Source organism: Brucella sp. TWI559 (assembly GCF_039674265.1).
GTDB classification, from domain to species: Bacteria; Pseudomonadota; Alphaproteobacteria; order Rhizobiales; family Rhizobiaceae; genus Brucella; species Brucella chromiisoli.
Map to the genome: position 1 here is coordinate 77321 of NZ_JBDJNE010000005.1, position 23831 is coordinate 101151.

Sequence of the window (23831 nt, forward strand, 5' to 3'; positions counted from 1 at the left end):
TGAAAATTGAAGTCATATAAGTGTAATAACGATAATGCAGGTTCCGACACCCAGAGGCCGGATCGAATCCGTTCTTGATGCTCACGAAACCTCATTTCCTGAGGAGGAAATATGTTTACCCGTCTGATTACGACTTCGGCGCTGACCGGCGCTCTTGCGTTCACACTTGGCTCGCAGGCTTTTGCCCAGACAGAACTGTCATGGTGGCATGGCATGACCGGTGCAAACAATGAAATGGTCAATGAGCTTTCCAAAGAGTTCAACGAAAGCCAGAGCGAATACAAGATCGTTCCAGTCTATAAGGGCAGCTATCCTGAAACGCTGAATGCAGGCATTGCTGCATTCCGCTCCAAGCAGCCGCCTGCAATCATTCAGGTCTTCGATGCCGGTAGCGGTGTTATGATGGCTGCTGAAGGCGCGGTGGTTCCAGCAGCAGAAGTGCTCGAAAAAGGTGGCTATAAGTTCGACAAGTCACAATATTTGCCGGGTATCGTGGCTTATTATTCGAAGCCAGACGGCACCATGCTGTCTTTCCCTTATAACTCTTCTTCGCCGATCCTCTATTATAACAAGGACACTTTCAAGAAAGCTGGCCTTGACGAAAACAACCCGCCAAAGACATGGCCAGAAGTTTTTGAAGCAGCCAAAAAGATCAAGGCAAGCGGCGCATCGGCCTGTGGCTTTACCTCGACATGGCTGACATGGATTCAGACCGAAAACTTTGCTGCATGGAATAATGTTTCCTACGGCACCAACGAAAATGGCCTTGCAGGCACGAATGTGGAACTCAAGATCAACGAACCACTTTTCGTTGAACATTTTCAGGCAATTGCCGATCTCGCCAAGGACGGCACCTTCCGTTACGGCGGCCGTACATCTGAAGCAAAGCAGCTTTTTACCTCGGGTGAATGCGCAATGCTGACTGAATCTTCGGGCGGACTTGGCGATGTGGTGAAATCTGGCATGAATTACGGCATCGGTCAGTTGCCTTATTATGAAGGCTATGGCCCGCAGAACACTATTCCGGGTGGCGCAAGCCTCTGGGTCTTTGCAGGTCTCAGCGACGACCAGTACAAAGGCATCGCACAATTTTTCAACTTCCTTTCGCAGACCAAAACTCAGCAGAAATTGCATGAAAAGTCCGGCTATCTGCCTGTGACGATGGCTGCTTATGAAGCAACCAAAAACTCGGATTTTTATGAAAAAAATCCGGGCCGGGAAACGCCAATCCTTCAGATGATGGGTAAAGCACCGACGGAAAATTCCAAAGGTGTCCGCCTCGTCAACCTGCCGCAGGTTCGCGATATTCTGAATGAAGAATACGAAGCAATGCTTGGTGGCAAGCAGGATGCAAAAACGGCTCTCGATAACGCCGTAAAACGCGCAAACGAAGCGATTGCCGCCGCACAATAATATGATGAAATAAAGCATACCGCCGGCCCATTAGGGTTGGCGGTATTGCTATCCGCAAGGAAACTCCCCGTGCAGAAAGTCACGTTTCCAAACAAAGTCTTACCCTTTTTCCTGCTGGCCCCGCAGATCATATTGACTGTGATCTTCTTCTTCTGGCCAGCCAGTCAGGCAATTTATCAATCCTTCATGCGCGAAGACGCGTTCGGATTGAAATCCACATTCGTTGGACTTGCCAATTTTACGAATGTGTTATCCGACCCCAATTACCTGCATTCCGTTCAGGTCACGATTGTCTTCAATCTTCTGACTGCGTTTGTAGCCATGGGCGCAGCCTTGCTGCTTGCAACGGCTGCTGACCGTGTCATTCGCGGCAAGACATTTTATCGTACATTGCTGATCTGGCCCTATGCTGTAGCCCCCGCTGTTGCAGGCCTGTTGTGGCTGTTCATGTTCAACCCAGCGATGGGCACACTTGCCTATCTGCTGCGCAGCAGCGGCTTTGCATGGGATCCTCTGCTCAATGGCAATCAGGCGATGGCGATGATTGTCGGTGCAGCCGCATGGAAACAGATCTCTTACAATTTCCTGTTTTTTGTCGCGGGCCTTCAGGCCATTCCAAAATCACTGATCGAAGCTGCTGCCATTGATGGCGCGCGCGGCGCGCGGCGATTCTGGTCGATCGTGTTTCCGCTTCTGGCGCCAACCACATTCTTCCTGCTGGTGGTCAACACGGTTTATGCCTTCTTCGACACATTCGGCATCATCCATGCTGTAACCGGCGGCGGCCCTGCCAAAGCAACCGAAACTCTGGTCTACAAGGTTTATAATGACGGTTTCGTCAATCTTAACCTCGGCTCTTCATCGGCGCAGTCAGTTATTCTGATGATTATCGTGATCGCCCTGACCGCATTCCAGTTCCGCTTCATTGAGAAGCGCGTGCATTATTCGTGAGTGAGGCGAGAATGATTGAAAAACGCCCAGTCTCCAATCTGATCGGCCATTTGATCCTGATCATCGGGATCATCATTGTTGCCTTTCCGATTTATTACACCTTCATCGCGTCAACGATGACATCCGGCCAGATCATCCGTCCGCCAATCTCGCTCTTGCCCGGCGGGCATATGATGGAGAACTATAACGAAGCCATATTCGGCGGCGTTGAACGTGTTGTTGGCGTCAGTCTTGAACGGCTTTTGTGGAATTCATTCGTCGTGGCCATGCTGATTGCCGTTGGCAAGATCATCATCTCCTTCATGTCGGCGTTTGCGATAGTGTTCTTTCGCTTTCCATTCCGCATGTTCTTCTTCTGGATGATTTTTGTTACACTGATGCTGCCTGTCGAAGTGCGTATTCTCCCGACCTATAAGGTCATCGTCGATCTCGGTTTGATTGACACTTACGCTGGTCTGACATTGCCTTTGATGGCATCGGCAACGGCAACATTCCTGTTCCGGCAGTTCTTCCTCACCATTCCCGGTGAGTTGGTAGAAGCTGCACGCATCGATAATGCAGGTCCATTTCGCTTCATGCGTGATATTCTGCTGCCGCTGTCGAAGACGAACATTGCTGCCCTCTTCGTAATTCTCTTCATTTATGGCTGGACCCAGTATCTGTGGCCGCTGCTCGTGACCAATGACGCAAAGATGAACACCATTATCATCGGCCTGCGCCGTATGGTGGATTTCGCCGATGCTTCCACACCGTGGAATTACGTCATGGTCACGGCCATTCTGGCTATCATACCGCCTATTCTCGTGGTGGTATTGATGCAGCGCTGGTTCGTCAAAGGTCTCGTTGAAACGGAAAAATAATGAGCAAGATCATTCTTGATAATGTCCGCAAAAGCTATGGCGGCGGTGTTGAAGTCATCAAAGGCGTTTCGCTGGATATTCAGGACGGCGAGTTCGTCGTTCTTGTTGGACCTTCAGGCTGCGGAAAATCCACGCTTCTGCGCATGATCGCAGGACTTGAAGGCATAAGTGCTGGTACAATTTCCATTGGTGACCGCATCGTCAACGATGTCGAACCCGCCGAACGCGACATCGCAATGGTATTTCAGAACTATGCGCTCTATCCGCACATGACTGTTCGCGAAAATCTCGCCTATGGTCTGAAAAATCGCAAAACGCCCAAAGACGAAATCGAACGCCGCATCAACAAGGCCGCAAAAGCGCTTGAAATTGAACAGTTTCTTGATCGCAAGCCGCGCCAGCTTTCGGGCGGTCAGCGTCAGCGCGTTGCCATGGGTCGCGCTATCGTGCGTGAACCGGCTGCATTCCTTTTCGATGAACCGCTTTCAAACCTCGATGCAAAACTTCGCGTACAGATGCGCGTTGAGATCAAGCGCCTTCAGCGTGCACTCGGCACAACCAGTGTTTACGTCACACACGATCAGATGGAAGCCATGACCATGGCTGATCGTCTCGTGGTATTGAACGCTGGCAATATTGAGCAGGTTGGCACCCCAATTGAGCTTTATGAAAAACCGGCTTCGACCTTCGTTGCCACTTTCATCGGTTCACCATCGATGAATCTGCTCGAAAAGAGCGAAAGCACTGTCTGGCAGCCGGGTAAAGCGGTTGCGCTTCCTTCGGAGAAGTACACTTTTGGTGTGCGTCCTGAAGATATTCGTATCATTGAGAACGGTGAGCCTGACGCAGATGGCTTCAACACGGAAGTACGTATTGATGCGATCGAACTGGTTGGCGCCGAAAGCTATATCCATAGCTCGCTTTCTGATGGCAAGCCGCTGATCTTCCGCGTTGCCGGCCGCTCAGAACATTCCATCGATGAAATGGTCAAAATCGGCGCTTCTGCGAAAGACGTTCATATTTTTGGTGCCGATGGTCGCCGCGCGAGCAACTAATTTCAATATCGGGCGTTCTGCATTTTGAGCGCCCGATATATAAGAAATCGCTTCATTTTAGCATTTTCGTTTTCTTTGTTATGCGCTACACGAAATAGAATATTTTTCTCCTTCCGAGGAACGCGCATTCGATGACCCATCCGCAGATACTGTCCTTTGCAGTGATCATTCTTATGATGGGGGCATTTATCTGGGGCAGATTTCGCTACGATATTGTAGCTCTCTGCTCGCTTTTATTGGCTGTTGCCGTTGGCGTCGTCCCTTATGATCAGGCTTTTACCGGTTTCAGTGATGACATCGTCATTATCGTGGGCAGCGCGCTGATTGTGAGTGCCGGAGTGGCACGCTCAGGCCTTATGCAAAACGCGGTTCAGCGATTTCTGCCGGATATAAACAGCGTTCGATTGCAGCTCGCGGTTCTTGTTGCCATTGTTACGGTTTTATCGGCATTCGTGAAAAATGTTGGTGCATTGGCAATTATGATTCCGGTTGCGTTTCAGTTTGCGCGCCGCTCCAATGTCTCGCCATCAACCTTCCTGATGCCAATGGCGTTTGGTGCGCTGCTTGGTGGCTTGATGACGCAAGTGGGCACCTCACCCAACATCGTTGTGTCGCGCATTCGCGGTGAAATGGTCGGTCAGCCCTTCACGATGTTCGATTTCACCCCCGTCGGCGCTATACTCGCCAGTGTTGGTCTGATTTACCTTGTGACTTTTTATTGGCTTGTGCCGCAGCGCACGCGCGAAAACATTTCGCTCAACGAAGCGATTAAGATCAAAAACTACGCCTGTGAAGCCAGTGTGCTTGCCAATTCTCCTGTTGTTGGCAAACGCATCAGTGATCTGATCAAGCCAGCTGAAGGCGAGGCGATGGTAACATCGATCGTTCGCAAGAACAGCCGCATTACACCTTTGCCCGATACCGTGATTGTTGAAAACGATGTCGTGCTGCTTGAAGGCGATCCGAAAGCACTGGACACCGTTGTAAGTTCTGGAAAACTCACTCTATCGAAAAACAGAAACCCGTCTGAAACAAGCGGTTCAACGGAGATCGAAACCGTTGAGGCTGTTATCGGCACCAATTCCCGCCTGGTCGGCCTGAACGCACAACAGCTTGATATCTACGCGCGCTATGAGGTCAATCTGCTCGCAGTCAGCCGGCCCGGCCAGCGTATTTCAGAACGGCTGAGTGAGGTACGTCTGAGCTTTGGGGATGTGGTGGTTCTGCAAGGCAGACAAGCCAGCCTTTCAAACTTCCTGACCGAATCTGAATTGCTGCCATTGGCACGACGCAAGCTGATGCTTGGAAGTGTCCGGCGTGGCCTCGTCCCGCTTACCATTCTCATTGCTGCAATTGGTGCGACGGCATTGAGTATCGTGCCTGTCGCGGTTGCATTTTTTGCCGCAGCCGTCGCTATGCTGCTATTCAAAGTCATTCCGATCAACGAAGTGTATGATGAGATCGACGGCCCAATTCTGGTGATGCTTGCGGCCCTGATACCTGTGTCTGATGCTTTGCGAACAACGGGAGGCACTGAGCTGATCGCACAATGGCTGTCAAACATTGGTCACCAATTGCCGCCTGCTGGCGCACTGGCGCTCATTCTGGTGACGGCCATGATGGTCACGCCTTTTCTCAACAATGCCGCAACGGTGCTGGTTATGGCTCCGATTGCAACGAGTTTCGCAGCGGGACTGGGCTTTAAGCCGGAAGCCTTTCTTATGGCGGTAGCGATTGGCGCGGGGTGCGATTTCCTCACCCCGATCGGACATCAGTGCAATACGCTTGTGATGGGTCCCGGCGGCTATAAGTTCAGCGATTATCCCAGACTTGGGCTGCCATTATCGATCATTATCGCACTTGTAACAGTGCCTGCGCTGATGTTCTTCTGGCCGCTACGGTAACTCGGCCGCCATCGAACGCATCCATTCAAGGCTTTCTGAAACGATTTTCTCAATAGGATCGACAACATCTGCGCGGAATACCATGGGTTCGCCGACCGGGCTTTCGAGGGTGGCAAGTTGGCTTTCCAGCATTGCTAATGGCATAAAGTGGCCGGTACGGTGGCCCATATGTTCATGCAGAACTTCAAAACTGCCATCGAGAAAAATGAACAACAGCGGTCCATGTGCAGCCTTCCGAAGGCGCTCACGATAGCTTCTCTTAAGCGATGAGCAGGATATGATGATCCCGCTTGCAGCCGTTGCAAGACGCTCTGCGATGAGATCAAGCCAAGGCCAACGATCATCATCCTGCAACGGAATTCCAGCCACCATTTTATCGACATTGGATTGTGGATGCAGGCTGTCACCTTCAAGAAAAGGCAGATGAAGGGCTTCTGCCAGCCTTTCCCCGACTGTCGATTTACCGGAGCCGGAAACGCCCATGACTATTATATGCAATGCCGACATGCTCAGAATGTCTCCAACTCAAGATTAACGCGTTGTGCAGCGCCGACCACATGCTTTCGCATGACGTCTCGCGCCTTTAAAGGATCGCGCTCGGCAATCGCATCGCGGACTGCTTGATGCTCCTGAATTGTGATTTCAACGATCTCTTCGAGAACCGCACGCGCCCGCGCGGCGCGAATGGCCTGGCTAATACGCTCTGCAATAAAACCAAGAACGAGAGGAAAATATTCGTTATGCGTGGCACTCGCCAATGCGCGGTGAAATGCCAGATCGGCATCAATGCCTTCATCGGCCCATTTCTTGTGGCCACTCATTCCTGCGAGCGCTTCATCCAGCTTGCACATGTCCTCAGCCGTGTGATGCACAGCCGCAAGGCCAGCAGCCTCAATCTCAAGTGCCATGCGCAGCTGAAACAAGCTGCGGAAATGATCGCGGTCGGCAAGCGTTTCAGGCTCAATACGAATCGCTTGACGCCGGTCGGGTTCGGTAACGAATGCGCCAACCCCCTGTCGCGTTTCAATCAGCCCCTCGCTGCGCAGTTGCGCAATAGCCTCGCGAATGACCGAACGGCTAACGCCAAAACTTTGGGCCAAACGATGTTCGGTTGGCAATTTATGCCCAGGTTGCCAGCTACCTTCGGTTATCTGGCGCACAATCTCAGAAGCAATACGGGCGGGAAGCTGTTCACTCCGTCTGATTTCATCGAACAAGGCGTTCTCCCATAATGTCCTGACACTCGACCGCTATTGAAGCCATTGATATTTGACCTGTTATGGTTCTGCAATGTGAAACACTATTTCATGTCGAAACCGCATTTGGTGCATAAAACTGTTTTCAAAGCAGGTATATATAGTTATCAGACAACCAGACAATAAATTCGGATTCAATTCAATCCGGATTTCTGAGTTGAGGAGATATTGCCAAATGGGAGGACTATCCGTGCAAGACAAGCATATTCTGAATTCATCCACCATCCTGCCCGAAGACAGTGCATCGGCGGTTCTGATCGGCCGGGTGTGGTCAAAGGCTGAAAATGGTCCCTGCCCCGTTTTGGTCGCCAATGGCCGTGTGCATGATCTCTCTCAACTTTCCGCAACCGTTTCCGGCTTGCTCGAACGTAAAACACTGGTCGATGAGCTCAAGGATGTCAGCCGCTTTGCCGATCTTGGAGCTTTAGACGATTATCTTTCCGGCGCAAAAGGCGAATTGCTGGCGCCCATCGATTTGCAATCAATCAAAGCTGCAGGCGTCACTTTCGCCGACAGCATGCTCGAGCGCGTGATCGAAGAACAGGCAAAAGGCGATCCGACGCGCGCGCGCGAAGTCCGTGATCGGCTTGCACCAGTGATTGGCGACAGTCTGCGCGGCGTTGCCGCCGGTTCCGAGAAAGCTGCACAGGTCAAGGCGCTGCTTCAGGAAATGGGCCTCTGGTCGCAATATCTGGAAGTCGGGATCGGTCCCGATGCTGAAATTTTCACCAAGTCGCAGCCCATGTCTGCAGTTGGCTGTGGTGCCACGGTTGGCATCCTGCCGATCTCGCAATGGAACAATCCTGAACCGGAGGTGGTCCTGGCTGTGGCTTCGGATGGCCGCATTGTCGGTGCAACACTCGGAAATGACGTAAATTTGCGTGACGTCGAAGGGCGCTCAGCGTTGCTTCTCGGCAAGGCCAAGGACAACAATGCATCATGCGGAATCGGCCCGTTCATTCGTCTTTTCGACGGAAACTTCACCATGGATGTGCTGCGCAAGCTCAAGCTTTCGCTCAAAGTAACCGGTAGCGATGGTTTCGAAATGACCGGGGAAAGCCCAATGGAAGCGATCAGTCGCGATCCGGAAAATCTTGCCGGGCAAATGATGAACCGTAACCACCAATATCCTGATGGTGCCGTTCTTTTCCTCGGCACAATGTTTGCCCCCGTCAAAGACCGTCGTGGAGCAGGTCAGGGCTTCACACACGAAATCGGCGACAAGGTGGAAATCTCTACGCCTAAGCTCGGATGTCTCGTCAATTGGGTGGATCGCACCGATAACTGCGCCGAATGGACTTTTGGTATTCGCGCTTTGATCCAGAACCTTCAGAAGCGCAATCTGCTCGACAAGATTTAAAATAATAAGGCCGCATATCAGATTTGATATGCGGCCTTTGAATTAGCTCAGCGGAATAGTATTTCCGTCTTTTGATGACTGATACGCGCCGGACATTGCATCATATTGTGCGCGCATTGCATCCAGTCGCTTTTCCAGCCGCTGACGATCCGGCTCCGGCAGCGATGCCACCATTTTTGGAATTGAATGGCTGTGCCAGAAGCTATTATCGCGGTTGTAGCCACCCGGCTCTAATGTGAAGACCTCTTTGAGGATTTTCAGATCATGCGGGATCGAAAACGCATCGCGTGAATCCTCATGGCTGAACAGATAATAAAAATTATCAAACCCGCTCCACGTAATCGCCGAAAGGCACATAGAGCATGGCTCATGCGTGGACAGGAAAACCATATCTTTGGTGTTGGGGCGCCCCTGCTCCGGCATTTCATAAAAGCGTTTGAGCGTGTGCACTTCGCCATGCCAGAGGGGATTTTCGGTTTCATTATTCGTTTCAGCCAACACCAGAGACAAATCTGACTTGCGCAAAAGTGCAGCACCAAACACCTTGTTGCCTTTTGCAACGCCCTGTTGGGTCAAAGGAATGATGTCTTGTTCAATGACATCAATTAGCTTCTCAAGCAGCTTAAATTCATCCGGTGCCATCATCTGAACTCCCAAATAAAGCAGATAGAAAAACGCCGGGGTATTGCCCCGGCGTTTATTGTTATTCTGGGAAAAATGCGAAGCGGATCACAAACAATGCCGCTACAATCCATGTTGCCAGATGCACCTCGCGTGCTTTTCCGGTGACAGCTTTGAGCACAACATAGGTGATGAAACCAAAAGCAAGACCGTTTGCAATCGAATAGGTGAATGGAATTGCAAGTGCCGTCAGAGCGGCAGGCGCTGCTTCTGTGATCTCGTCCCACTTGATTTCTGACAACTCACGCATCATCAGGCAGGCAACATAAACAAGTGCCGGTGCTGTGGCATAGGCAGGCACGGAACCTGCCAGCGGTGAAATGAACAGCGCAGCAAGGAACAGCACAGCAACAACAAGTGCTGTCAAACCTGTTCGGCCACCAGCCTGAACGCCGGATGCGCTTTCGACATAAGCGGTCGTTGAGGATGTGCCGAGCAGTGAGCCGCCGAGGATGGCTGTGCTATCTGCAAACAAGGCCCTGCCAAGGCGATTTGGCTTACCCGGTTCGATCAGGCCGCCGCGCTTTGCAACACCGATCAGCGTACCGGTCGCGTCAAAAACTTCGACAAGCACGAAAACCAGAATCACATGCAGAATGCCGGTATGCAATGCACCCATGATATCAAGCTGCATGAATGTCGGCATGAGACTTGGAGGCGTGTCGAACACACCATTAAACTGCGTAATGCCGAGCGAAATCGATGCAATGGTAACAACGAGGATACCGATCAGAATTGCGCCGCGAATTTTGAGCGCATCCAGAGCTGCGATGATGAAAAAGCCTGCAATCGCCAGAAGCGGACCGGCACCATGCAAATCGCCAAGACCGACCAGTGTTGCCGGATTAGCAACAACAATGCCTGCATTCTTAAGACCGATCAACGCCAGAAACATGCCAATACCGGCTGCAATGGCGCTGCGCAATGATTGTGGAATACCCTCAACCAGCCAACGTCGAATACCTGTTACGGTGAGGAGCAGGAAGATGACACCAGAGATGAACACCGCGCCAAGCGCCTGTTGCCATGAAAAGCCCATAGCGCCCACAACTGTGAAGGCGAAAAAGGCATTCAGGCCCATGCCCGGAGCCATGCCGATCGGCCAATTGGCAACAAGTGCCATGACGATCGAACCCAATGCCGCCGCAAGACAGGTTGCAACGAAAACCGCGTTGCGATCCATGCCCGTGCTGGACAAAATATCAGGATTGACGAAGATGATGTAAGACATGGTCAGGAAGGTCGTCAAACCGGCGATAACTTCCGTTCTCACCGATGTGCCGTGTTCCTGCAACTTGAACAGCTTTTCCAGCATGGTCCCTCCAGGGCAAAAGCTCGCTTTCCATAACACCAATGAATGACGCAACGCGAAAGAGAACGCTCAGCCACTTTTAATCAGTGCAATCTATTGCGAATGCCGTATTTGTTAACCGCAGCCACATAACAGCAAGCGGATTTGTTCCCCATACACCCAATACGATCAAAAACACAGTTCTGCCGCAAGAATGCCTGTTTATTAACGTGATTTAGTTTGGACCGAGATTTTGCGCTGCGCCAGCCGTCCATTCAGGCTTTATTTTTTGAAAGAGCTTCAAAAATGACAGATGCCCAACGTTGATCTTCTAAGACTATCTAATTGTTTATCATAATATTTTTAGCAAAATTGCGGTGCCATACATGCCAAGCGCAAAGAATGTATGCGCAACCAGATTCAGCACTCTCACCGTGCGCGCATTGGGCAATCGCGATGCTGCCCAGCCGATTCCCAAGCCCGGCTGTAACAAAAACCAGCCTGCAGCCACTGTCAGGAGACCAAATATCCATGCCGGAAGAAATGCTGGATTCGCGAACCATACACTGCCGGCATAAAGCGCAAAAATAACGCCATAAAGAATACCAACGGCATAATGACCAATCCAGCCCAAAGCGACCTCATGCGCATAGGGCCGGGATGCAGCAATGTCATCGTGAAATATCTGCCCGTCGCGCAAATGCCAGAACCAGCGGCCAACAAGACCCCAATTCGGGCGCGACTGACCGGGAAACTGCGCAAGCGCAAGCGCCCAGACATCCATAACAATCGTCGCACCGATGCCGATTATTATTCCATTGAGAATGAGATTGATCATGGGAAGGCCTTACACAACATCGGGTAGCCACATAAGCGTGTGGCTACCCGATGTGCAAGCCTTAATATTTAATATTCCGTTTTGGGCTAGAGCCCGCAATACATTCCAATTACGATAATGCCTTACGTATGGGACAGTATACAATTACGGAATGAAAGCTTCTATCTAATCAGCAGTGATGATTTTCGATGCTAAACTATCTTTACATCTATAAAGAAGCGTAGCTTCATCGCTGGCCCCCACACAAATACAGGTTACAAGAGCTGCATACATAAGCAAGAGAAGAACGTCCCAATTTAATGGGTGTTTTGTCTCAAAAAGAAAAAATTGACTCTGGAACAGAAACGCAATCAACGCGCGATATCAAAATGCTTTAATGGAATGATCTATAATAAGCCATTTTTAAAAACAAAAGCGCCGGGACTGGAGGACCGACGCTTTGTTATATTGATTGAATTTCACTTTCGGGGCGATCGATTGTGAGCCGCACCATCAGTGATTACTTACCGAACACTGCGCTCTGAATCTGCGAACGCGATACGCCGATGTCGGCAAGAAGATGATCGTCCATCGCACCAAGTTCACGCATTGCACGACGGCGGGAAACATACTGCTGGAATTTCTGACGAATGTTCATTTCTTCTCTCCTCGTTGGATGCCTCATAAATAGTCTTTTGCACAAAATTCCACCACGGATATGATTGCAAATGAGGCATGCATTTTCGGTGGAGCTCGCTGCCTTAAAAAGGCAGCTATCCCCTGCACCATAGGCTGCACAGCGAAAGCATGCCGCAGCAAAATGGGTTCATTGAACGTTTGCAAACCACCGGTAATTAAAGCAGTTTAGAGCGAGTGCCATCTGCGCGATCAAGCGCGATAAACTTTAGGTCGGTTTTTCGAAATTCTACAAAATTGCCTTTTGCTAAATCGGCTTTAATCGATTAATCCGATCCGCGGAGGAAACTATCCTTGGCCCATATTCGGACATCACAATGCTTTACGGTATTTTCCTCGCATTCGCTTCCTATGCCGCATTCGCTGTAAGCGATGCCTGCGTCAAGTTTTTGGACGGCACACTCTCCCCTTATGAAGTTGCCTTCTATGGTGCCGTTCTGGGTATACTTGCCATTCCCTTTACCAAAAAGCCCGGCGACGAATGGCTGGACATGTTCAGGACAACCAATCTCAAGCTTTGGCTGTTGCGAACACTGACCGCCGCGATGGGGGTGATTGGCAGTGTAGTCGCCTTTACCCATCTTTCCATGGCAGAGGCATTTGCACTCATCTTTCTGCTGCCTGCTTTCGTTACAATCCTTTCCGTGATTTTTCTCAAAGAACAGGTAGGCTGGCGCCGCTGGCTGGCAGTTATCATCGGCTTTATCGGCGTTTTGGTGGTTCTGCGTCCGGGATTCCGCGAATTATCGATCGGTCATCTTGGTGCGCTTGGCGGAGGCCTCGGCGGTGCGTTCAGCATCGTTATTTTTCGCGCTATGGGAAAAAAGGAAAAGCGCATCTCGCTTTACACCGCCGGTCTGGTCGGGCCGATCCTTATCTGCGGCGCGCTTATGATCCCGAGCTATCAGACGCCATCCGCCATTCAATGGACCTATCTGGCAGGTTATGGCCTGCTGGCAGCATTCGCCAATATTCTTTTGATGCTTGCCGCACAACGTGCGCCAGCCAGCGCCATTGCATCTCCGCAATATAGCCAGATGCTCTGGGCCATTTTATTTGGCTATTTTATCTTTCATGATCGCATCGATCTGCCAATGCTCATCGGCATCGTTTTGATCACCATCTCCGGCCTGTTTACTTTCGTCCGTGAACGCCAGCGCGGAATTGAAGGTCCGGCAGCCGTGGCAACATCTGACCCGTCCTCGGCTTTGGCCGAAGATAAATAGACCGCAATTCTTCAAAGGCAGGTCGCACATTTTGGGCAGCCGCGCTATTGGAAACGGGTAAATAACTGATACAGCTGAGCGAGAGTCTCTTGCCAAAATTATATAATGGTGGCTGTCTGAATGCTTGAACATACGCCTTTGTTTATGACAGTCGCCGTTATTGCGGCCTTTCTGGTGGGATTATCGAAAGGCGGACTGCCATCTGTCGGCACATTATCAGTGCCATTGATGGCATTGGTTATTTCGCCTGTGACAGCCGCAGCCCTCTTATTGCCGATCTATGTCGTAAGTGACATGTTCGGCCTCTATCTTTACCGGCACCATTTTTCAGCGCGCAATCTCGCTATTCTCACACCCGCAGCCATTGTTGGCGTCGGATTGGGCTGGCTGTTCAGTTCACATCTTTCAAGCACCTTCATCGGCATGCTTGTGGGCTTAGTGGGCCTGTTCTTCTGCTTCAATGTCTGGATGGGCGCGAAATATCGCCGTAAGGCGCGCAAGGCCGATATTCCGGGAGGCACTTTCTGGGGAATTTTGACCGGACTTACCAGCTTTGTGTCCCATTCAGGTGCGCCGCCATTTCAGATGTATGTACTTCCTCAACATCTCGAAAAGCTGGTTTTCGCAGGCACATCGACCATTCTCTTTGCCATCGTTAATGCTGTTAAGCTGATCCCTTACTGGCAGTTGCAGCAATTCTCCAATCTCGATTGGTCGCTGGGCCTGTGGTTGTTACCAGCAGCAATCATCGGGACCTTTATTGGTGCAAAGCTTACGCGTGTCATGCCGGATGGCCCGTTTTTTCTGCTGGTGCAAATCACACTTTTCGGTCTGTCGATTAAATTGATAGCCGACTGGGTTTTGCCATTCTTCTCTATTTAGAGCACAATCCAGAAGCAGACCCATCCTGCAGCGCTCGACAAGCAATGACTGCGAACAACGGAGGCAAATCATGGTCGAACTGGTCAATAATATTGAAAATATCGAATTCATCATCTCCAAAGCACGGGAGTATGACGTTCAAGTGCCTGCGGTGGACGAATCTTCCGGCTCCAATGCAGCAGATGATGGTGATGTCGACATTCTGGATTCCTCCGTCGACAACCCGACCCGAAAGGAACTGATTGCGGCCATCCAATCGCTAAATGAAGATGAACGCATCGAATTGCTGGCGCTGGTCTGGGTTGGTCGTGGTGATTTCAGCGCTGCGGAATGGGAAGAAGCCCTCTCGACAGCCGGAGATCGTCACAATGGACGTGAAGCGAAATACCTGCTCGGTATTCCTCTTTTAGGTGATTACATCGAAGAAGGTCTGGAAACGCTCGGCATCGAATTCGGAGCCTACGATAATGAATAAGAAAATTTGATTGTTCCATTCTTTCTTCTGTTTTGACCTCGTCATGAATGGAAGGTAGTTTCCGCAAAGCGAAAAATGCGACCCAAAAGCGAAGCCGTATTTGGGAAAGGTGCATCGTTTAGAATACGAAATGAATGCGCATAATGCGTCGTCGGGAATGGGCGAAATGGCGTCCCTTAAAATCAAATCAGCACCCATGGAGGACTTCATCATGCTTCAGAAAAATCTGGATCAGAAAACGGATTTTTATATCGACGGCGCGTGGCAGGCTCCGTTGGAGGCAAAGACAATTGAGGTCATCAATCCGGCAACTGAAAAACCTTATGCGGTTATTTCTGCGGGTTCGGCTGCGGATATTGATCTTGCAGTCGCTGCTGCACGCAAAGCGTTTCCACTATGGAGCGAAACGCCCGCTGAAGAACGCATTGGTTATCTGCGCCGTATTGTGGATGTTTATGAACGCCGCCTTGAGGAAATGGCACAGGCGATTTCCAAGGAAATGGGCGCGCCGATCAAACTTGCGCGCGAGTCTCAAGCCGCTGCGGGACTGTCGCATACAAAGGCTTTTATCGCTGCATTCGAGAATTTTGAATTCGAGGAAATTCTTTCGCCCAAGCACCCCAATCAGACAATCGTACATGAACCGATTGGCATTTGTGGCCTGATTACCCCATGGAACTGGCCGATGAACCAGATTTCACTCAAGGTTATCCCGGCTCTTGCCGTGGGCTGCACGGTTATCCTCAAGCCATCCGAGATCTCTCCCATGTCGGCCATGCTCTTTGCCGAATTTATCGATGAGGCCGGGCTGCCAAAAGGCGTATTCAATCTTGTGAATGGGGAAGGTCCGATCGTTGGTGAAGCAATGTCGCAGCACCCGAATATCGACATGATGTCTTTCACCGGCTCAACGCGTGCGGGTACGGCTGTTTCGCGTGCAGCGGCTGCGACGGTGAAGCGTGTTTCGCTGGAACTTGGTGGCAAGTCACCTAACATCGTGTTTGCGGATAGCGATCTCGAACAGGCCATCAAACGCGGTGTAAACCATTGCTTTGAGAATACAGGCCAATCCTGCAATGCGCCAACGCGTATGCTGGTTGAGCGTTCGGTCTACGAAAAGGCGGTCGAGTTTGCGAAAAAAGCAGCCGAAAATACCAAGGTCGATGATCCGGCAAAGGAGGGCGAACATATCGGCCCCCTCTCCTCATCTGTTCAGTTTGAAAAGGTTCAAACAATGATCCAGAAGGGCATTGATGAAGGTGCGCGTCTGGTTGCCGGTGGAACAGGCCGTCCGGACGGTATTTCTGAAGGCGATTTCGTCAAGCCAACAATCTTTGCAGATGTGAACAATGATATGAGCATTGCGCGCGAAGAAATCTTTGGCCCGGTTTTGGCGATGATTCCTTTCGACACGGAAGAAGACGCCATCGCGATTGCCAATGATACGCCTTATGGTCTTGCTGCTTATGTTCAGACCGGCAATGCGGATCGGGCAAAGCGCGTTGCGCGAAAGCTGCGCGCTGGCATGGTTCAGATCAACGGCACATCGCGCGTTGCCGGAAGTCCGTTCGGCGGATACAAACAATCAGGCAATGGACGCGAAGGCGGCAAATGGGGTCTGGAAGACTTCATGGAAGTGAAGCTGATCAGTGGCTGAAATACACCCACAAAATAAAATAAAAGCGCCGGGTCTCCGGCGCTTTATTTATCTGTGATTCCTGCCAGCTATAATAAATGGCGTAATGGGCGGATGATATATATGTACCCCCGAACCTGTTCCTTGATGGACCCAAAGCGACTTTAGCATTCGGCCGGCAAGGAACGGGTTCACTTCTCTGCTTTTCCCAGAACGCATCCCCGCTTTCAAAAGCACTACTCTAATATGCAGCCCCCAGCTTGAGACTGGCGAATTCCGGCGAGTCCAGCAGATCTTGATGATGGGCGCGGGCAACGTCTGGATGTGAACGCAGGCGGCTCTTCAAATTGTTCTGCCCCACTTCGCGGAAAAGCGTATTGAGCGGATCAACGCTTACGCCGCGCTCTTTTGTCTTCAAGTCTTCCGGCAAATCAATAACAGGGATTGTGGCATCATAACGTGCACCAAGGAAGAACGCGACGGAGAAGCGTTCAGTGCCTGCAGGCGGCGCAACAACGCCATGCACATCAGCGCGTACAAACCCATTGGTTGCCAATTCAAGGAGTTCGCCCGTATTGATAACAAACGTGCCCGGCACAGGTGGCGCATCAATCCAGACGCCGTCTTCACGCTGCACGCGCAGACCCGGAACAACATCCTGAAGCAGAACGGTCACGAAGCCACCGTCCTTGTGTGCGCCAACGCCTTGTTCACTTTCAGCCACATCGCGCCCCGGATAGCGAATGATCTTCAAAAGCTGCGAGGGATGCGGTTCATAGATTTGCGCGAAGAAATCTTCGCTCTGCCCGAGAGCCTGCGCAATGGCTTTGAGCACATCAATGCCAACACGCGTCACTTCCGCCTGATACGCAAGCAAGAGTGGCTTCAGCTCAGGCAACGCCTCCGGCCACTGATTTGGCCCGATCAAACGCTTCCATGCCGGGCTGTCAGGACCAATGTCGACAGGCTCCAACTCGGTATTGATGTCGAGCTGTTCGCGCCAGTCCTGTTCTCCGCGTGTGCGTTCCAGGCCCGCACGATTATAGCCACGGAAATTCGATGTTTTGATCATCTCAATTTTAAGCTTTTCTTCGCTTGGCAGCGCAAAGAAACGCTTGGCTGTCGCAATAACATCCGCGATCAGCTGAGGGTCAACGCCATGCCCGGTAAGATAGAAAAAGCCATGATCATGGAGCGTGCGGCGAAGTTCATCGATAAAATTGGCGCGTTCTTCCGGCGTTCCATTATAGCGGGATATATCAAGCAGCGGCAGATTGAACGGATGCGAATGAGCAGTCATAGAAAATCTCCTTGGAATACCAGCTTGAGCAATCGCCTGCTGAGTCCCGATTATTCCCGCAAAATCTACGGCTTACACTGGCCGTTAACAACGCAACAACGTGCCGATCTGCTGCGAAGGCGGGAATTATTTTCTCTAAAAAGCCATATATAGAATATCTTTCTCCACCGAACGAAACACGTTGCTATCAATTTGAATCAGATGGCCGGACTGCGATCATTTTATTTGAAGCACAATCTTATCAATCCTCACATAACAGTGTGGCGTGCGCGCCAGAGCTCTTCTGCTTTCTTGTGGAACTGGCCATAGCTTTCATTGTCGGCCCCAAGCACGGTCATGAGGGCCATTGCGGCTGAGGCAATAACCGTCAGTTCCGCGCGTTCATCAACCGCAGCCCCGGACCAGACGGCAAGCCAATATTCAAACGTCGTCAAACTTGCATGCTTGTCTGTCGTCGCTTTTGAGAGTGTTGGCAATGTCATGTCAGACTTTTGCCCATCAACCCATCTGTAAATCGTATGGGCGTGGAAGGGTACCAGTTCCGCCACGTCACGGCTTGTCGAAACCGCCGAGACCGATTGCCAATCCAAAAGCGCCGCCGCATCACGGTGCAGTTCGCGATAGGCTGGCTGCGTGACACCAAGAAATGACGCCGAAAGCTGCATTGGATTGAGCAGATGCGCGAGGCTGTTGATGGACGATCTGGAGTGAAACAGCGGATAAAGTGCGAGCAATGCATGCACTTGTGGGGCAAATCCCGCCAAAGGCATGAAGCAGATGCCATGTGCGTTCAGAGCTTCCTCGCCGAGCGACAATGAACCGGCAATCGGTATTTTGATGGCCTCTGCCGCCAGCTCCAGCTTGCCCGAGATTTCTCCCATCCCGCAATTGCCATGCAGCACAACGGGATAACCTGCGCGTGCCACAAGGATTGCGGACAGCATAAACCATGGCGACTGGTGCGAGTTTGGCGAGAGATAGGCAGGCCAATCAAGAGCAGGTCTGCCGAGACCGGCTTTTGTTGAATAATATTTCTTCGCTGCCTGCGCCATGCCTGCAAGTTCCGGCGCAGTTTCACCGCGATAATGAATAAGACGCAGCAAGGCACTGATTTGCATGGGATCCGCCTGCCCTGCAAAGATTGTTGTGAACGCATCTTCGGCTTCATGCATTTCGAGAGGCCGGGTGTGACCAGCCTTGCGTCCGGTAATGCCTATATATTTTGCCAGCCGCAGAGCCGGATCATTCTCGTCCTGAATATTCGCAAATTGTGCTGCAAGTTGTTCAGGAGTCGGATGGTTTTCCAGCTCCACGACCTTACGAATACCGAGCGGCGGCGGTGCCACAATCGTGCTTGTGCGCTCCCAGCCATGTTTTCTCCTACAATGGGTTTCAACAGCATTATCGCTGTCAAAATTCATCAGTGCTTCCGTTTCATTGGCCAGACGGCGCAAGCGCCCGCGCAACGCCTCTGCCTTGGGTGTCGCTATCATATTGCGACCGGACCGAACAAAAATGGGGTCGTCGAATTTTTCTCGAATCTGACCTAGCAACCGGCTCATGGCAGCTGTACTTAACCCTATTTGTTTGGCTGCACCACCAACGCTGCCTTCGACAAGAAGTGCATCAAGCGCTATCAACAGCCGCAATTGGCCAAGCCTCAGGCTTTCACTTTCTACGTCCGCCTGCGTTTTCATACGCTTGCCAGTCATTGCTGCTTCATCCGTTCAGTTGCGTTTTCTGAAACTTGGAACTGTTATAAATCATGACGATTGACGTCACCTTCTTGCCATACATAAGGAGAGCTGAAAACTCAACTTTAATGGTGGTGAAAAATGACCAGCTTGTTTCGGGGATTGCGCACCTATGGTTCGCAGAACAGGCAATTGGCCAGCAGGTCGCTTTTTGCAAAAGCGATCCTCGCCGGCACCTGCCTTTCAACAGCGTTTATTCTGAGCGGAGCGGCGTTCGCACAGACGGCAATGACGGCAGAAGAAGAAGTCGCAAAAAAGAAACAAGCTTCCGAACAAGTGAGTGCTGAGGGTGGGATTACACTCAACCAGATCGTTATATCGGCAACTGGCTTTGAGCAAAATATCACCGATGCTCCAGCAAGTATTTCTGTCGTGCCCGGCGAAGCACTCGAAAAAGGCGCTTATCGTGATCTTGGCGATGCATTGCGGGATGTTCAAGGCGTTGCCGTAACAGGCGCCGCTGCGGAACGTGACATCTTTATCCGCGGTCTTCCGGGCACTTATACGCTCATTCTCGTAGACGGAAAGCGCCAGAGCACGCGTGATGCCCGCACCAACGGCAATTCCGGTTTTGAGCAAAGCTTCCTGCCGCCAGCCAATGCGATTGACCGCATCGAAATTATTCGTGGTCCGATGTCATCGCTTTACGGCTCCGATGCTATGGGTGGCGTTATCAACGTTATCACCAAGAAAGTCGCGGACAAATGGAGTGGTTCGCTAAGCGTCGATACGACCATGCAGCAGCATTCCAAATATGGAAACTCCTATCAGGGGTCTTATTACATGACCGGCCCGCTTGTGCCCAACCTTGTTGGTGTTCAGCTTTGGGGACGCGGTATGAAGCGTCAGGAGGACCAGATTATCAATGGTACGCCTGAGCAAAAGGACATTGATATCACCGGTCGTGTGACAATCACGCCAAATGCCGACCATGACATTGTTTTAGAGGTCGGCAAGACACGTCTGCATCGCGATTCAAGCGTCGGAAACAATATCGATCCGGTGCCGACCAGAGGGACGGCCCCCGTCGATACCTATAATCTGAATGATCGTAATCATTGGTCGATCAGCCACACCGGACGATGGGGGCCTACAACCTCCGACTTCTCCTTCCTTCAGGAAACATCTGAAAGAACAAATTTTAGCTGGAACAACACTCGCAGTGAGTTCGTAGAGAACCTTCGGTCGCCACACATTCGCAACTCTGTCCTGGACGGAAAATTCACAACCCCGTTCGAACTTTATGGCAACCATACGCTGGTGACAGGCGGTCAGTTTATCGAAGGCACGCTGACGGACCAGAATCCCGGTCGGCGGACCGGGCTTGATGAGCAGTTCACCATCAAGCAGTGGGCACTTTTTGCAGAAGATGAGTGGTGGATCACACCTGAATTTGCCTTAACCGGCGGCCTGCGCATGGACCATCATGAAATCTATGGTTCCCATTGGAGCCCACGTGGCTATGCAGTGTGGCATGCCACCGAGCAGCTCACTATCAAAGGCGGTATTTCAACAGGCTTCCGCGCACCGGAAATTCGCACGATTGCACCCGGTTACGCTTACACGACTGGTGGCGGAAATTGTACGTATGGTCCAAACGGCACATGCGGCGTCATCATCGGCGATCCGAATTTGCAGCCGGAAAAGAGCACAAGCTATGAAGCAAGTGTACTTTGGGACGACCAGCATGGGCTGCGTCTGGGCGCAACCTACTTCTATACCGATTTTAAAGATAAGATCGCCAGCAATATCCAATATGACCCGAACACCGGCCTGCCGCTGCGTTGGGATCAGGATCCGAACTACGTGCTTTATTACAGCTACAACATTGATGATGCTGTGATTCAGGGCGTGGAACTCACAGCGGACTGGGAAGCAACTGACACGATCAAACTTCGTGCAAACTATACCTATACCCATTCCGAACAAAAAACCGGTGAATATGCAGGACTGCCGCTGGCTCGTACTCCAAAGCATATGGCCAGCATTCGCGCCGACTGGGAAACGCCCGTCGAAGGCTTAACGGCATGGACGGCAGGTAATTATCATGGTGACGAAATCAATGCCGGTTTGCGCATCGGCACGGTCGGTGAGCCTTATGCCTATAACCAACGAGGCGACGTGATTGCTCGCAAGTACAAGGGCTACGCAACCCTTGATCTCGGCGGGTCCTATGAATTCAGTGAGAACGTGACGCTGAACGCAGCCGTCTACAACATCTTCGACAAGAAGGTCACGGTTGATGAAACAAACAATGTCGTTGAAGGCCGTCGTCTTTGGCTCGGCATGACATCACGCTTCTGATGCTCAGTTTGACGCCAGCTTCTTTGGGCTGGCGTCATTTTTATGGAATGGGTGCTCGTATGAGCGGAATGAAAAAAACAATTCTGAAAGTTTGCTTCATGCTTGGGAGCATCCTCGTGAGCGCTATCGCGCAGGCAGACACACCGCAAGTCAGCGCCTTTGACATGCAAGCTAACGGTATCGACTATCGAATTTTTGTTGCCGCACCCGCTAAAAAAGCGCCTGTAGAAGGTTTTCCTGTCATCTATATGACGGATGGCAATCGAATGCTGCCAATCGCAGCAAAACTGATGGGAAAAAATCCGAAGCTCGAAGCCGTATTTGTCGGCATTGGCTATCCGACTGACGACAAGGACGAAATCGTCCGCTTGCGCTATTTTGATCTCACGCCTCCGACGCCTGATGATCTCATCCCCGTCCAGACCAATATTCCAAAAACAGGCGGTCGCGACGCGTTCTTCGATTTCATCAATCATCAGGTAAAGGCTGAAATTGAAAGCCGGTTTCCTATCGATCCAACCAGACAAGCGCTGTTTGGGCATTCGCTTGGTGGGCTTTTCACACTTTACGCGCTGTTTAATCATGCAGATTCATTTCAGTCTTATGCTGCCGCTGACCCTTCGATATGGTGGAACGGTCGCTCCATTCTTGCCGATAAAGATCGGTTCGTGGAGGCTTTCAAAGCCAATCCAAAACCGATGCGGTTGCTCGTTGAATCGTCCGGCAAGCGCGGCGAACGTCCGGGCCGGACAAAAGAAGAAATCAAGCGCCTGAAGAAGTTGCGCAGTGGGCCATCTGGCGCAGATATTCAAACCGAGTTGAAACAACTGCCCGATTTTGAAGCCGCTTATCGTCGTTTCGATAATGAAAGCCACGGCTCAATGATTCCCCTCACCGTTGAAGACAGTTTGAAATTCATTCTGCTCAATGAGAGTCCAAGCGCACAAAACAACTGAATTATAACCTTCCGGCTTTGACTGACATAAAACCGGACTATAAAGCACAGGATTGACGAAAGGATTGAACGCTATGCTGAAATTCAGCCGACACTTTTCCCGTCTATGCGGCGCAGCACTTGTTGCAACAGCACTTGCCTCCGGCGCAAACGCCGCCGATATCGCCTTAAAACATGCGCAGGGCGAAACCACGGTTGCGACCAATCCTGAAAAAGTTGTGGTTTTTGATTTTGCGACACTCGACAATCTTGACCGCCTCGGCGTCAAAATAATCGGTGTTCCGACCGGCATTGCTTACCCGGAATACCTCAAAAAATATGAAAGCGCTGATTACACCAAAGTCGGCACATTGTTCGAACCCGATTACGAAGCGGTCAATGCCGCAGAGCCTGAGCTAATCATTGTCGGTGGTCGCTCGGCTGCGAAATATGGCGAACTTGCAAAGATCGCACCAACAATCGACCTCACCGTCCCGGCCAAGGAATTCATTTCCGGTACCGAAGCCAATATCGAAAAGCTCGGCAAGGTTTTCGCTAAGGAAACGGAAGCCAAAGCGGAAGTTGATAAGCTCAACAGCGAACTTGCTGCGCTGAAAGAAAAGACCAAGGGCAAAGGCAACGGCCTGATGATCCTGACCTCCGGCGGCAAAATCAGTGCCTATGGTCCCGGCTCACGGTTTGGCATGCTGCATGACAGTTTCGGCATCGAAGCAGCAGCCCCCGATCTTTCTGTCGGCAATCACGGCCAGCCAGTCAGCTCGGAATTTATTCTCGAAACCAATCCGGATTGGCTTTTCGTGCTTGACCGCGATGCGGCCATTGGTCGTGAAGGCACCTCCGCCAAGCAATTGCTCGACAACGAACTCGTGCGTCAGACCAATGCCTGGAAGAACGATCAGGTCGTCTATCTCAATGCACAAAACTGGTATCTCGTCGGCGGTGGCCTCGGTGCGCTTCACAGCACGATCCAGCAACTGTCTGAAGCCTTTGACAAAGCAAAATAAGCAATAACGTC

21 protein-coding genes are annotated in these 23831 nt (G+C 51.2%); 13 read left to right on the forward strand and 8 right to left on the reverse strand.

Features of this window, described 5'->3' with window-relative positions; genetic code table 11:
• Positions 1-111: 111 nt before the first annotated feature.
• From ugpB to ABE530_RS08830, 5 genes are all read left to right on the forward strand, one after another.
• Positions 112-1413, forward strand: coding sequence for a sn-glycerol-3-phosphate ABC transporter substrate-binding protein UgpB (ugpB, locus tag ABE530_RS08810; protein ID WP_499694286.1), 1302 nt, complete (start codon positions 112-114; stop codon positions 1411-1413).
• 69 nt (positions 1414-1482) lie between these two features.
• On the forward strand, positions 1483-2364 hold the full coding sequence (ugpA, locus tag ABE530_RS08815) for a sn-glycerol-3-phosphate ABC transporter permease UgpA (protein ID WP_265984090.1): 882 nt from the start codon (positions 1483-1485) through the stop codon (positions 2362-2364).
• An 11-nt stretch (positions 2365-2375) separates the two neighbouring features.
• Positions 2376-3224 (forward strand): sn-glycerol-3-phosphate ABC transporter permease UgpE, encoded by an 849-nt coding sequence (ugpE, locus tag ABE530_RS08820; RefSeq protein WP_265984088.1) that lies wholly within the window; start codon positions 2376-2378, stop codon positions 3222-3224.
• Entirely contained in the window at positions 3224-4279 is a 1056-nt protein-coding gene (locus ABE530_RS08825; RefSeq protein WP_265984087.1) for a sn-glycerol-3-phosphate import ATP-binding protein UgpC, read from the forward strand. Before ugpE ends, ABE530_RS08825 begins: the two co-directional genes overlap by 1 nt.
• 131 nt (positions 4280-4410) lie before the next feature.
• Positions 4411-6183 carry an SLC13 family permease gene (locus ABE530_RS08830; RefSeq protein WP_499694287.1) on the forward strand — a complete coding sequence of 591 codons (1773 nt, stop codon included), beginning with the start codon at positions 4411-4413 and terminating at the stop codon, positions 6181-6183.
• Here ABE530_RS08830 and ABE530_RS08835 read toward each other — a convergent pair.
• Together ABE530_RS08835 and ABE530_RS08840 are read right to left on the reverse strand one after the other, a co-directional pair.
• Entirely contained in the window at positions 6175-6690 is a 516-nt protein-coding gene (locus ABE530_RS08835; protein WP_499694288.1) for a gluconokinase, read from the reverse strand. The genes ABE530_RS08830 and ABE530_RS08835 overlap by 9 nt on opposite strands.
• 2 nt (positions 6691-6692) lie before the next feature.
• Entirely contained in the window at positions 6693-7400 is a 708-nt protein-coding gene (locus tag ABE530_RS08840) for a FadR/GntR family transcriptional regulator (RefSeq protein ID WP_265984082.1), read from the reverse strand.
• Positions 7401-7614: 214 nt separating this feature from the next.
• On the opposite strand from ABE530_RS08840, the gene ABE530_RS08845 reads away from it, so the two are divergent.
• A complete protein-coding gene (locus tag ABE530_RS08845) occupies positions 7615-8799 on the forward strand; it encodes a fumarylacetoacetate hydrolase family protein (RefSeq protein WP_499694289.1) in 1185 nt (394 codons plus the stop codon).
• A 42-nt stretch (positions 8800-8841) separates the two neighbouring features.
• On the opposite strand, the gene ABE530_RS08850 is transcribed toward ABE530_RS08845, so the two are convergent.
• The 4 genes from ABE530_RS08850 to ABE530_RS08865 all read right to left on the reverse strand — a co-directional run bounded on the left by ABE530_RS08850 (position 8842) and on the right by ABE530_RS08865 (position 12246).
• Positions 8842-9441: a deaminase gene (locus ABE530_RS08850; protein ID WP_499694358.1), complete on the reverse strand. Its 600-nt coding sequence runs from the start codon at positions 9439-9441 to the stop codon at positions 8842-8844.
• 61 nt (positions 9442-9502) lie between these two features.
• Positions 9503-10795, reverse strand: a complete 1293-nt coding sequence (locus ABE530_RS08855) for an NCS2 family permease (protein ID WP_265984079.1) — start codon at positions 10793-10795, stop codon at positions 9503-9505.
• Between the two features lie 328 nt (positions 10796-11123).
• Positions 11124-11609, reverse strand: a complete 486-nt coding sequence (locus ABE530_RS08860) for a DUF2938 domain-containing protein (RefSeq protein ID WP_499694290.1) — start codon at positions 11607-11609, stop codon at positions 11124-11126.
• A gap of 499 nt (positions 11610-12108) precedes the next feature.
• Positions 12109-12246, reverse strand: a complete 138-nt coding sequence (locus ABE530_RS08865; protein WP_084486677.1) for a DUF1127 domain-containing protein — start codon at positions 12244-12246, stop codon at positions 12109-12111.
• Positions 12247-12601: 355 nt separating this feature from the next.
• On the opposite strand from ABE530_RS08865, the gene ABE530_RS08870 reads away from it, so the two are divergent.
• The 4 genes from ABE530_RS08870 to ABE530_RS08885 all read left to right on the forward strand — a co-directional run bounded on the left by ABE530_RS08870 (position 12602) and on the right by ABE530_RS08885 (position 16524).
• Complete coding sequence (locus ABE530_RS08870) at positions 12602-13510, forward strand: DMT family transporter (protein ID WP_265984072.1); 909 nt, start codon at positions 12602-12604, stop codon at positions 13508-13510.
• A 120-nt stretch (positions 13511-13630) separates the two neighbouring features.
• Positions 13631-14392 (forward strand): sulfite exporter TauE/SafE family protein, encoded by a 762-nt coding sequence (locus ABE530_RS08875; protein ID WP_265984071.1) that lies wholly within the window; start codon positions 13631-13633, stop codon positions 14390-14392.
• Positions 14393-14462: 70 nt separating this feature from the next.
• A complete protein-coding gene (locus ABE530_RS08880; protein ID WP_265984069.1) occupies positions 14463-14867 on the forward strand; it encodes a DUF3775 domain-containing protein in 405 nt (134 codons plus the stop codon).
• 211 nt (positions 14868-15078) lie between these two features.
• Positions 15079-16524: an aldehyde dehydrogenase family protein gene (locus tag ABE530_RS08885; protein ID WP_499694291.1), complete on the forward strand. Its 1446-nt coding sequence runs from the start codon at positions 15079-15081 to the stop codon at positions 16522-16524.
• A 220-nt stretch (positions 16525-16744) separates the two neighbouring features.
• Here ABE530_RS08885 and ABE530_RS08890 read toward each other — a convergent pair whose 3' ends face one another.
• Both ABE530_RS08890 and ABE530_RS08895 read right to left on the reverse strand, forming a co-directional pair.
• A complete protein-coding gene (locus tag ABE530_RS08890; RefSeq protein WP_265984066.1) occupies positions 16745-17803 on the reverse strand; it encodes an isopenicillin N synthase family dioxygenase in 1059 nt (352 codons plus the stop codon).
• A 248-nt stretch (positions 17804-18051) separates the two neighbouring features.
• Positions 18052-19515 carry a glycosyl transferase family protein gene (locus tag ABE530_RS08895; protein ID WP_499694292.1) on the reverse strand — a complete coding sequence of 488 codons (1464 nt, stop codon included), beginning with the start codon at positions 19513-19515 and terminating at the stop codon, positions 18052-18054.
• A 123-nt stretch (positions 19516-19638) separates the two neighbouring features.
• Here ABE530_RS08895 and ABE530_RS08900 point away from each other — a divergent pair, with 123 nt between their 5' ends.
• The 3 genes from ABE530_RS08900 to ABE530_RS08910 all read left to right on the forward strand — a co-directional run bounded on the left by ABE530_RS08900 (position 19639) and on the right by ABE530_RS08910 (position 23820).
• Entirely contained in the window at positions 19639-21861 is a 2223-nt protein-coding gene (locus tag ABE530_RS08900) for a TonB-dependent receptor domain-containing protein (protein WP_499694293.1), read from the forward strand.
• 116 nt (positions 21862-21977) lie between these two features.
• Positions 21978-22817, forward strand: coding sequence for an alpha/beta hydrolase (locus tag ABE530_RS08905; protein ID WP_499694294.1), 840 nt, complete (start codon positions 21978-21980; stop codon positions 22815-22817).
• Positions 22818-22890: 73 nt separating this feature from the next.
• Complete coding sequence (locus ABE530_RS08910; RefSeq protein WP_499694295.1) at positions 22891-23820, forward strand: siderophore ABC transporter substrate-binding protein; 930 nt, start codon at positions 22891-22893, stop codon at positions 23818-23820.
• Positions 23821-23831 lie beyond the last annotated feature (11 nt).

Bases quoted from the DNA above. Each gene is read 5' to 3' on its own strand.
- ugpB (WP_499694286.1), top strand. From the start codon at position 112: ATGTTTACCCGTCTGATTACGACTTCGGCGCTGACCGGCGCTCTTGCG.
- ugpE (WP_265984088.1), top strand. From the start codon at position 2,376: ATGATTGAAAAACGCCCAGTCTCCAATCTGATCGGCCATTTGATCCTG.
- ABE530_RS08825 (WP_265984087.1), top strand. From the start codon at position 3,224: ATGAGCAAGATCATTCTTGATAATGTCCGCAAAAGCTATGGCGGCGGT.
- ABE530_RS08830 (WP_499694287.1), top strand. From the start codon at position 4,411: ATGACCCATCCGCAGATACTGTCCTTTGCAGTGATCATTCTTATGATG.
- ABE530_RS08835 (WP_499694288.1), bottom strand. From the start codon at position 6,690: ATGTCGGCATTGCATATAATAGTCATGGGCGTTTCCGGCTCCGGTAAA.
- ABE530_RS08845 (WP_499694289.1), top strand. From the start codon at position 7,615: ATGGGAGGACTATCCGTGCAAGACAAGCATATTCTGAATTCATCCACC.
- ABE530_RS08850 (WP_499694358.1), bottom strand. From the start codon at position 9,441: ATGGCACCGGATGAATTTAAGCTGCTTGAGAAGCTAATTGATGTCATT.
- ABE530_RS08855 (WP_265984079.1), bottom strand. From the start codon at position 10,795: ATGCTGGAAAAGCTGTTCAAGTTGCAGGAACACGGCACATCGGTGAGA.
- ABE530_RS08860 (WP_499694290.1), bottom strand. From the start codon at position 11,609: ATGATCAATCTCATTCTCAATGGAATAATAATCGGCATCGGTGCGACG.
- ABE530_RS08865 (WP_084486677.1), bottom strand. From the start codon at position 12,246: ATGAACATTCGTCAGAAATTCCAGCAGTATGTTTCCCGCCGTCGTGCA.
- ABE530_RS08870 (WP_265984072.1), top strand. From the start codon at position 12,602: ATGCTTTACGGTATTTTCCTCGCATTCGCTTCCTATGCCGCATTCGCT.
- ABE530_RS08875 (WP_265984071.1), top strand. From the start codon at position 13,631: ATGCTTGAACATACGCCTTTGTTTATGACAGTCGCCGTTATTGCGGCC.
- ABE530_RS08880 (WP_265984069.1), top strand. From the start codon at position 14,463: ATGGTCGAACTGGTCAATAATATTGAAAATATCGAATTCATCATCTCC.
- ABE530_RS08885 (WP_499694291.1), top strand. From the start codon at position 15,079: ATGCTTCAGAAAAATCTGGATCAGAAAACGGATTTTTATATCGACGGC.
- ABE530_RS08890 (WP_265984066.1), bottom strand. From the start codon at position 17,803: ATGACTGCTCATTCGCATCCGTTCAATCTGCCGCTGCTTGATATATCC.
- ABE530_RS08895 (WP_499694292.1), bottom strand. From the start codon at position 19,515: ATGACTGGCAAGCGTATGAAAACGCAGGCGGACGTAGAAAGTGAAAGC.
- ABE530_RS08900 (WP_499694293.1), top strand. From the start codon at position 19,639: ATGACCAGCTTGTTTCGGGGATTGCGCACCTATGGTTCGCAGAACAGG.
- ABE530_RS08910 (WP_499694295.1), top strand. From the start codon at position 22,891: ATGCTGAAATTCAGCCGACACTTTTCCCGTCTATGCGGCGCAGCACTT.